The sequence below is a fragment of the Tardiphaga sp. genome (genome assembly GCF_028290495.1).
In the GTDB taxonomy this organism is placed as follows: Bacteria; Pseudomonadota; Alphaproteobacteria; order Rhizobiales; family Xanthobacteraceae; genus Tardiphaga.
In genome coordinates this window covers 1-2,943 of the sequence record NZ_JAQGJT010000199.1, presented here as the reverse complement: position 1 = coordinate 2,943, position 2,943 = coordinate 1, and the positions used below count along the sequence as shown (strand labels likewise).

Here is a 2,943-nt window from a genome sequence, read left to right as displayed (position 1 = left end):
CCGCTGGATTGTCCCTCGGCCTCGGCATCCACAGCTCTGGATCTCATCCTTAACGTCATCACGGTGGGGAGCGTGTCCTCGGGCTATCTGAGTTTCGGCGACGCCGTTCGGTTCCGCACTAGCTAAGCCACCGACTACCACGTCGACATAACGTTGACGGGTAGAGCGACGATGAGCGCCGGGCTGCACAAACCCGTCTATGGAACACCCCGAACTGCCGCCGTGTTCACACCCGGCCACCCCGCAGATCTCGACTGCAATGAGGACTTTTCCCAGCTGTCAGTGATGATCCCTCACGAAGAGCTGCAAATCGAACTGGAAAATCTCCTCGGCCACAGCATCGTCAAACCGCTGGTTTTTGCCGCAGAGCTGGATCTGGCGAAGGGAGCAGGGTGCACAGTGCTTCAAACCCTGCGGCTCATCGATCTGGTCTCGGACAACCAACCCGGCTTGCTCCAACATCCACTCGCCGCCCTGCACCTCGAACAGGTGCTGATGGGATCCCTGCTCCTGGCTCAACCCCACAATTACTCCGCCGCCCTCAGCTCCCCGGTTCCCTCCGCCGGACACCGTCCCGTGGCGCAAGCGGTGGAATTGCTCCGGGCAAGCCCCGAACACGCGTGGACCGTTTCCGAACTGGCAGGCGACGTCAATGTCAGCGTGCGCAGCCTCCAGGAGGGGTTTCGCCGGTCGATGAGCACCACCCCGATGGCTTACCTCCGCGAGTTGCGCATGGAACAGATATATAGGGATCTCGCTGATGCCGAACCCGGCACGGTCACAGTGACCCAGGTTGCCGCGAGATGGGGAATCAGCCACTTTGGCAGGTTCGCCGCCAGCTACCGACGTCAATTTTCCGAAAAGCCATCCGACACGATGAGGCGCAGCTCGACCTCGGCGGACTAGCCGTCACAGACGGTGTCGCCCAGGTCCAGGACGCCCAGGTCTGTGCCGGCGCCCAGGTTTTGCCGCTGGCAGTACAAGTCGACATTTCCTTGACTATGCCCCTATCGGAGGTATGCTTCGATCATCCAAGTATTGAGATTTCGTCGGATCTCTCAAGCGTGTTGTTGCTGTATGTGGTGGCGATCCTCTTCTGCGTGACTTCGTGTCGCAATTCCTGGCGGTTCGCGGGGGCCTTGTCGTCGTCTCCGCGATCGCACTACCAGGGGCGGCGATAACGCTAGGGGACCAAATGCGTAACAAGGCACTAATAGTTGTTGTTTCGGCTGCAATGGTTTTGGGCGGCCTCGCCGCTGCTGGGCCAGCGCAAGCCGCCACGACCGGCGGGACACCGGTCACGATCCAAGTCACGGGAGGCGCACTGAATATCAGTGTGCCGGCCGGACCGGTTTCGCTTGGCTCGGTCAGCGCGAGTTCCAGCGCACAAACTGTGTCCGCTTCTCTGGGAACAGTGTCGGTCACCGACGGGCGTGGTGGAACTGCGGGTTGGGTGGCGACCGCGAGTGGTGTGGCCTTCACCGGACCGCAAACCATCTCGGTCTCGGCGACGGGACTAAGCAGCTATACGGCGACGACTGCGTCAGTGGTCGGCACCGCGGTTGTCGCGGACACAGACCTTGACGCGTTGTCTCCCGGAGGCGTCGTGCAAACTGCCACTGGTGTGGTCGGAATCAACTCTGCGACGTGGAGTCCCACGATTTCGGTGACTGTGCCTGCCAATGCTCTCGCCGGTACCTACTCCAGCACAATCACACATTCCGTCTCGTAGGAGGCAACCAAGTAGCGGAGTCATCGGAAGTTGTTCGTAAAGCGCTTGAGACTGCTCCGTGTGGCGGTGACCGTGGTGATTCTGGCTGCGGTCACCGCACTTGTTTCCGCTCCCCCAATCGCGGCATCCGCTGTCGGAGTGAGCAGGAGTCATCCGGGACGCGTCGGTGTTCGACTTCTGGACATTCCCGCTGACACTGCGAACGATCCGCGCACCCACGCCTACATTGTGGACTCCCTCCTTCCGGGGACGACCTTCAGCCGGCGAATCGAATTGTCCAATACAACATCGAGCTCCCTGCATGTTGATGCCTTCGCGGCTGCGGCGACCATTGAAAATGGCTCGTTCGTCGGCAAGCCGGGTCACGAAGCAAATGAACTGTCGACGTGGACCACCCTGAGTCGCAGCGCGCTCGAGGTGAGGAGCCACTCCACCAGCCTCGACACCGTCACGATCGCGATCCCGACGGATGCGGCGCCCGGTGAAACGTATGCCGTCGTCTGGGCAGAGGTAAGCACGGTCGGATCCGGTGGGGTCAAGCTCACAAACCGGGTCGGGATCCGCATCTACCTGGATGTCAGAGGCAACAACCCCGTCGCGAGCAGTTTCACGATCGACTCCATGACGGCCGAGCGCAGCCAAAGCGGAAGACCCATAGTTCTCGCCCAGGTTCACAACACGGGCGGTCGAGCCATCGACCTCACCGGTACCCTCCAGCTCAAATCCGTTTCAGGATCGCTCACTGCGGGCCCCTACGAGGCGCGACTTGGCACCACCGTCGCACCCGGCCAGTCGGAGCCGATAATGATCGAGCCGAGCGACGCGCTCGCCAACGGCCCGTGGACGGCTCTTCTTGAACTCCAAAGCGGGCTCCTCAAAGAGAGTGCCCAGGCCGTAATCACTTTCCCCGCGAAGCCCGGCGCCGGTGTAACAGTGCGTGCGCACCCACCAACAAACTATCTGGGCATCCTCGTCATCGTCTTGAGCCTGGTCGCGATACTCGTGGCAGCTGGCATCGCAATTCTGTTGATCAGGCAACGGCGGAGGAGAAGGTCACAAACGTCGTCGTAGTGGATTCCTTGGGGCGCAATCCACTCCGGATCCCTCAGTCAGTTCTTCTTCAGTTCCTGGGCGAGCATCACGATTATGCCGCTGGGACCGCGGACGTAGGTGAGCTTGTAGACGTCCTGGTAGTTCGCCACCCCGCGCAG

General features: G+C 61.2%; 2 protein-coding genes and 1 pseudogene. All 3 read left to right on the top strand.

Annotated features, from left to right (window positions below):
- Positions 1-144: 144 nt before the first annotated feature.
- Positions 145-501 (top strand): annotated as a pseudogene (locus JWQ24_RS28655) (hypothetical protein); the annotation flags it as partial.
- A complete protein-coding gene (locus JWQ24_RS28650) occupies positions 496-906 on the top strand; it encodes a helix-turn-helix transcriptional regulator (RefSeq protein WP_366521473.1) in 411 nt (136 codons plus the stop codon). The pseudogene JWQ24_RS28655 and the gene JWQ24_RS28650, both read left to right, overlap by 6 nt.
- An 892-nt stretch (positions 907-1,798) precedes the next feature.
- A complete protein-coding gene (locus JWQ24_RS27925; RefSeq protein WP_299815680.1) occupies positions 1,799-2,803 on the top strand; it encodes a hypothetical protein in 1,005 nt (334 codons plus the stop codon).
- Positions 2,804-2,943 lie beyond the last annotated feature (140 nt).

Bases quoted from the DNA above. Each gene is read 5' to 3' on its own strand.
- JWQ24_RS28650 (WP_366521473.1), top strand. From the start codon at position 496: ATGGGATCCCTGCTCCTGGCTCAACCCCACAATTACTCCGCCGCCCTC.